The 6,247-nt window shown below is 70.7% G+C and carries 4 protein-coding genes and 5 tRNA genes; 1 reads left to right on the forward strand and 8 read right to left on the reverse strand.

From position 1 onward, the window contains the following. Positions 1-76: 76 nt before the first annotated feature. From ABD308_RS16240 to ABD308_RS16275, 8 genes are all read right to left on the reverse strand, one after another. A tRNA-Gln gene (locus tag ABD308_RS16240) sits at positions 77-151 on the reverse strand. 48 nt (positions 152-199) lie between these two features. Further along, a tRNA-Glu gene (locus ABD308_RS16245) sits at positions 200-272 on the reverse strand. A 25-nt stretch (positions 273-297) separates the two neighbouring features. After that, a tRNA-Glu gene (locus ABD308_RS16250) sits at positions 298-370 on the reverse strand. A gap of 27 nt (positions 371-397) precedes the next feature. Continuing rightward, a tRNA-Glu gene (locus tag ABD308_RS16255) sits at positions 398-470 on the reverse strand. A gap of 42 nt (positions 471-512) precedes the next feature. Next, a tRNA-Gln gene (locus tag ABD308_RS16260) sits at positions 513-584 on the reverse strand. Positions 585-811: 227 nt separating this feature from the next. Then, complete coding sequence (gltX, locus tag ABD308_RS16265) at positions 812-2,308, reverse strand: glutamate--tRNA ligase (RefSeq protein WP_344334146.1); 1,497 nt, start codon at positions 2,306-2,308, stop codon at positions 812-814. After that, positions 2,301-3,101, reverse strand: a complete 801-nt coding sequence (locus ABD308_RS16270; RefSeq protein WP_344334148.1) for a fumarylacetoacetate hydrolase family protein — start codon at positions 3,099-3,101, stop codon at positions 2,301-2,303. Before ABD308_RS16270 ends, gltX begins: the two co-directional genes overlap by 8 nt. Before the next feature lie 172 nt (positions 3,102-3,273). Continuing rightward, the gene (locus ABD308_RS16275) at positions 3,274-3,495 is read right to left on the reverse strand and encodes a hypothetical protein (protein ID WP_344334149.1); all 222 of its coding nucleotides are present in this window, start codon (positions 3,493-3,495) and stop codon (positions 3,274-3,276) included. 630 nt (positions 3,496-4,125) lie between these two features. Between ABD308_RS16275 and ABD308_RS16280 the strand changes: the two genes are divergently transcribed. After that, positions 4,126-6,247, forward strand: a 2,122-nt coding sequence (locus ABD308_RS16280; protein ID WP_425554782.1) for a sensor histidine kinase, incomplete at its 3' end; no start/stop codon positions are given.

Below are 6,247 nucleotides of genomic sequence, written 5' to 3' on the forward strand. Positions count from 1 at the left end.
GTCGGCGGAACCGGCTTCGCGGAATTCCCGGGTCCGGAAAAGCAAAAAGACCCCGGGAACCGGGGCCTTCCTTTTCTGGCTGGGGTACCAGGACTCGAACCTAGACTAAATGAACCAGAATCACTCGTGCTGCCAATTACACCATACCCCAACGCAAAGCAATCAGCCGATGAGGTGACCCATCGGCTTCTCGCTTCGGTACCCCCGACCGGATTCGAACCGGCGCTACTGCCGTGAGAGGGCAGCGTGCTAGGCCGCTACACAACGGGGGCTCCTGGTGGTCCCTTGCGGAACCAGTACCCCCGACCGGATTCGAACCGGCGCTACTGCCGTGAGAGGGCAGCGTGCTAGGCCGCTACACAACGGGGGCTTTCCAGGCGGTTCCTCGCGGAACCAGTACCCCCGACCGGATTCGAACCGGCGCTACTGCCGTGAGAGGGCAGCGTGCTAGGCCGCTACACAACGGGGGCTTGTTCTTGAATTGTACGGTCCAGGCGGACCGCGGTACTGCGCTGGGGTACCAGGACTCGAACCTAGACTAAATGAACCAGAATCACTCGTGCTGCCAATTACACCATACCCCACCAGAGTTGAACCCCTGTCGGGCCTCACTCCAGCTCGCGCCTTCCGTTCCGGCTCCGGCGGGGGGCTTTCGCTCCCTCGTCGTTGCCCTCCCGGGCGGCGCAGAAAGAACATTACCCGACGTCCGCCCCGGCTCCAAAATCGATAACCCCAGGCAGCGGACAGGGGGCCGTCGGGTGACGTCCGGGGAGGCCGCGGACCCGGTGCGCGACCGGGTCCGCGGGCGGGGTCAGGCCGCCGGGAGGGCCGCCAGCGCGGCGGTCAGCCGGCGCAGCGTCTCGGGGCGTCCGAGCAGCTCCATCGACTCGAACAGCGGCGGGGAGACCCGTCGGCCGGTCACCGCCACCCGCAGCGGGGTGAAGGCGAACTTCGGCTTGATGCCCAGCCCCTCCACCAGGGCCTCGCGCAGCGCGGCCTGGATCGGCTCCGGGCTGAAGTCGCCGAGCGCCTCCAGCGCCCCGACGCTCGCCTCCAGCACCGGCCGGGCGTCCGCGGTGAGCACCTTGGCCGCGTCGTCCGGGTCGACCGCGAAGTCCTCCGGCGCGACGAACAGGAAGCCCGCCATGCCGACGATCTCGCCGAGCACCACCATCCGCTCCTGGGTGAGCGGCGCCACCGCCGCCAGCAGCTCCAGCTGCCCGGCGGTCGGCTCGGCCGGCAGCAGGCCCGGGGCCTGGAGGTACGGCACCAGGCGGCGGACGAAGTCCTCCGGGGCCAGCCGGCGCAGGTGGTCGGCGTTGATCGCCTCGCACTTCTTCAGGTCGAAGCGGGCCGGGTTGGCGTTGACCCTGGTGATGTCGAAGGCCGCGACCAGCTCGTCCACGGTGAAGACGTCGCGGTCCTCGGCGAGCGACCAGCCGAGCAGCGACAGGTAGTTGAGCAGGCCCTCGGGGATGAAGCCGCGCTCGCGGTACAGGTTGAGCGAGGCCTGCGGGTCGCGCTTGGAGAGCTTCTTGTTGCCCTCGCCCATCACGTACGGCAGGTGGCCGAAGCGCGGGGTGGTGCCGTCCCCGACGCCGATGTCGGCGAGCGCGGCGTAGAGCGCGATCTGGCGCGGGGTCGAGGAGAGCAGGTCCTCGCCGCGCAGCACGTGGGTGATGCCCATCAGGGCGTCGTCCACCGGGTTGACCAGGGTGTACAGCGGCGCGCCGTTGGCCCGGACGATGCCGTAGTCCGGGACGTTCTCCGGCTCGAAGGAGAGCTTGCCGCGCACCAGGTCGTCGAAGGCGATGGTGGTGTCCGGCATCCGGAAGCGCAGGATCGGCTCGCGCCGTGCCAACCGGTAGACGGCGACCTGGTCGTCCGTCAGGTCGCGGCAGTGGCCGTCGTAGCCGGACGGCCGGCCGGCCGCGCGGGCGGCCTCGCGGCGGGCGTCCAGCTCCTCGGTGGAGCAGTAGCAGTGGTAGGCGTGGCCGGCCTCGTGCAGCCGGCGGGCGACGTCGGCGTAGACGTCCATCCGCTGCGACTGGCGGTACGGGGCGTGCGGGCCGCCGACCTCCGGGCCCTCGTCCCAGTCGAAGCCGAGCCACTTCATCGCGTCGAGCAGCTGCTCGTAGGACTCCTCGGAGTCGCGCGCCGCGTCGGTGTCCTCGATCCGGAAGACCAGGGTGCCGCCGTGGTGGCGGGCGAAGGCCCAGTTGAACAGGGCGGTGCGGACCAGGCCCACGTGCGGGTTGCCGGTCGGGGACGGGCAGAAGCGGACCCGCACGGCGGGCGCGTCAGCCACGCTTGACCACCGTGTTGGCCAGCGTGCCGATGCCCTCGACGGTGACGGCGACCTCGTCGCCGACGTTGATCGGGCCGACCCCGGCGGGCGTGCCGGTGAGCACCACGTCGCCCGGCAGCAGCGTCATGGCCTCGGAGACGTGCACGATCAGCTCGGCCACCGAGCGGACCATCTGCGAGGTGCGGCCGGCCTGCCGGAGCTCGCCGTTGACCGTGCAGGTGACGGCCAGGTCGGACGGGTCGAGGTCGGTCTCGATCCACGGGCCGAGCGGGCAGGCGGTGTCGAAGCCCTTGGCGCGGGCCCACTGGCCCTCGCGCTGCTGGACGTCGCGCGCGGTGACGTCGTTGGCGCAGGTGTAGCCGAGGATCACCTCGGGGACCCGGTCCAGCGGCACCTCGCGGCACATCCGGCCGATCACCACGGCCAGTTCGGCCTCGTGCTGGACGTCCGAGGAGAACGGCGGGTAGGCGATGCTCTCGGTCGGGCCGATCACCGAGGTGGACGGCTTGAAGAAGGTGAGCGGGACGTCCGGGACCTCGTTGCCCAGCTCGGCGGCGTGCGCGGCGTAGTTGCGGCCGACCGCGACGATCTTGTTGGGCAGCATCGGGCTGAGCAGCCGGACGTCCTGGAAGCGGTAGCTCTCGCCGGTCGGCTGGGGCTGGCCGAACGGGTGGCCGGCCAGGGCGTGGACCACCAGTGACTCGGGCCGGGCCGGGTCGCCCTCGACCACACCGAAGGAGACGCTGCCGGCGGCAGGGCTCCCTTCCCGGACGGAAAACCTGGCAATGCGCACGGCTGGGCTACCCCTCGCTGAGACGGCCGCCCGGGGCGCGCCCGGGCGCTGAACCGCTGCCCAGGCTATCGCGTGGGCCCTGACCTGGCCCGCCACAGGACGAACAGGCGCCGTCACCGGGGTGACGGCGCCTGTCGGGCGGGTGCGGAACGCGTCGGTCCCGCGGAACGCCTCAGCCCCGCGGGACGTTCACCACCGGGGCGGCCATCAGCTGGGTGCGGCGCGGGTTGGCGGTGGCGGCCGGCAGCTCGGTCGCGTAGGTCGCGGCGCCCTCGGGCCCGCGGGCGCCGGGGACTTGGCCGAAGTCCGCGACCGAGGCCAGCGTCGTCCGACGCGGGTTCGCCGTGGAGCGGCTGGTCGGCGTGGACTCGGTGGCCTTCTTCGCCTGGGACATCTCGTCAGCACCTCAAGGTCGCGGCCGGGCGATCGGACCGCGATCGGCACCCGGCCTGAGTGATTCGGGGAGATTCTGGGCAGGCTGATCGGGGCCGTGCTCCGGATACAGCAAGGTTACGGATCTCTTTCCACAGTCACCGTGACCAAAGCTACACATTCATCTGTGATTTTGGTCACAAATCGCAGAGCATATCTCCAATATCCGACATATCGCCGCATCACCCTTTGCCGACATATCGGAAATATCGGGCATACCCGAAGCTCTACCCCTCTCATTGATCTCGGGACGGCTTGGCATGCCTCCGGCGAGTGTCCGAAAAAGGTGGTATTCCGGTCCGTTTGCCGCACAGTCGGTGAGAACCCGCGCGCGGTGCGTAGTGCCGTCCGGTGTGCCCCGTCCGCCCTTGTTGGGATTCCCCGGCTGTGCTGGAATGCCACGGACCGTGGGTAGGGAGCTGTCCACCCCGGTGACCCGCTCTCCCGGACCGGCCGGGGTGCGGATGGAAACTCGACACCGTCCAGGCCGTGGCGACGCGGCGGGACGCCCGGTCCAGAGGTTGCGACGCCAGTGCAGGGACGTTTCAAAAGGGGTAGCGGCGCCGCGGGTGACCCGGAGTCGCGTGAGCCCGTGGCAGCCCCCCAGCAGGCGGCGGCGCCCGACGGCCCGGCCGAACCGGTACCCGACGTGGTCGGCGGGCCGGAGGAGGACGGCGCGGAGCGGAAGTCGGCGCGCGGCAAGCTCCGCAGCTCCCTGACCCGCCGGCGCGCCAAGGGCGTGAGCCGCCTCGCCATGCGCAACTGGCGGATCCGCAGCAAGCTGATCGCCCTGCTCGCGCTCCCCGTGCTGGTCGCGCTGATCCTCGGCGGCCTGCGCATCCAGACCTCGCTCGAAACCTCGCAGCAGCTGGCCCAGATGGCCAGCCTCTCGGACCTCGCCAAGAAGGCGACCGACCTCGCCAACGCCCTGCAGAACGAGCGGGACGTCAGCGCCGGCCCGATCACCGCCAAGCCCACCGCGCCGCTGGACGACGACATCGTCGCCGCCCGCAAGGTCACCGACGACCTCAGCCGCACCTTCATCGCGTCCTCGGACAAGTTCGAGAGCCTGGAGCGCGCCGGCGACAACGCGCTGCTCTTCCAGATCCGCCGGGACCTGAACTCGATCTCCGAAGCGCGCGGCAACCCGTACCAGAACAACCAGAACATCCAGGCGACGATCACCGCGTACGACGTGATCATCCGCGACCTGCTGTCGATCACCCAGGACATCGCGCTCGCGTCCAACAACCGCGAGCTGGTCACCTCGACCCGCGCCCTGCAGCAGTTCTCGCTCGCCAAGAACTCCACCTCCCAGCAGCGCGCGCTGATCAGCGCCGCGCTCGCCAACCCCGGCGGCCCCGACCTCAGCCCGAGCGACGAGTCCTTCGGCTTCCGGCTGCGCGAGTCCTACGACAACGCGCACGCCAGCTTCAAGGCCATCTACACCTCGCACGACCTGGACAACCTGCGCAGCCAGCTGACCTTCAACTCGGTGGTCGCCGCGGCCGACCGCTACGCGCGCTCGGTCCTCCGGCAGGGCGGCATCCACGCGGGCGACACCGTCAGCTACAAGGACTGGTACGAGCAGTCCACCGCCAAGCTCGCCGCCGAGCGCCGGATCGAGTCCAAGCTGATCGAGGACCTCGACGGAAAGGCCCAGGAGCTCCAGGCCCAGGCCGACACCGAGGCCCTGATCATCGGTGCCGCCGTCGCGCTGGTGCTGCTCGTCGCGCTCGGTGGCGCCGGTCTGATCGCCCGCTCGATGGTGCGCTCGCTGACCCGTCTGCAGGCCGCGGCCGAGGACGTCGCCGAGCGGCGGCTGCCCGAGCTGGTCAAGACGCTCTCCGAGAACGACCCGCACGACGTGGACGTCACCGTCGAACCGGTCGCCGTCGACTCCGCGGACGAGATCGGCCACGTGGCGCACGCCTTCGACATGGTGCACAGCGAGGCCGTCCGCCTCGCCGCCGAGCAGGCCCTGCTGCGCGGCAACATCAACGCGATGTTCACCAACCTCTCCCGCCGCAGCCAGGGCCTCATCCAGCGCCAGCTGTCGCTCATCTCCGAGCTGGAGAGCCGCGAGGCGGACCCGGACCAGCTGGCCAACCTCTTCAAGCTGGACCACCTCGCGACCCGCATGCGCCGCAACGGCGAGAACCTCCTCGTCCTCGCCGGCGAGGACCCGGGCCGCCGCTGGACCCGCCCGGTCCCGCTGGTCGACGTGCTCCGCGCCGCCGCGTCCGAGGTGGAGCAGTACGAGCGCATCGAGCTCGCCGCCGTGCCGTCGGCCGAGGTCGCCGGCCGCGTCGTCAACGACCTCGTCCACCTGCTCGCCGAGCTGCTGGAGAACGCCACCTCGTTCTCCAGCCCGCAGACCCGCGTCCGGGTCACCGGCCACGCGCTGCCGGACGGCCGGGTGCTCGTCGAGATCCACGACACCGGCATCGGCCTGAGCCCCGACGACCTCGCCGAGATCAACGAACGCCTCGCCAACCCGCCGACGGTGGACGTCTCCGTCTCCCGCCGCATGGGCCTCTTCGTGGTCGGCCGCCTGTCGCTGCGCCACGGCATCCGCATCCAGCTGCGCCCCAGCGACTCCGGCGGCACCACCGCGCTGGTCATGCTCCCGATGGACGTCACCAACTCCGCCGACCGCCGCGGCCCCGGCCGTCCCGGCGGCGGCGCCCAGCCCAAGCAGCAGCGCGGGGTCG

The sequence above is a fragment of the Kitasatospora putterlickiae genome (genome assembly GCF_039527695.1).
GTDB classification, from domain to species: Bacteria; Actinomycetota; Actinomycetes; order Streptomycetales; family Streptomycetaceae; genus Kitasatospora; species Kitasatospora putterlickiae.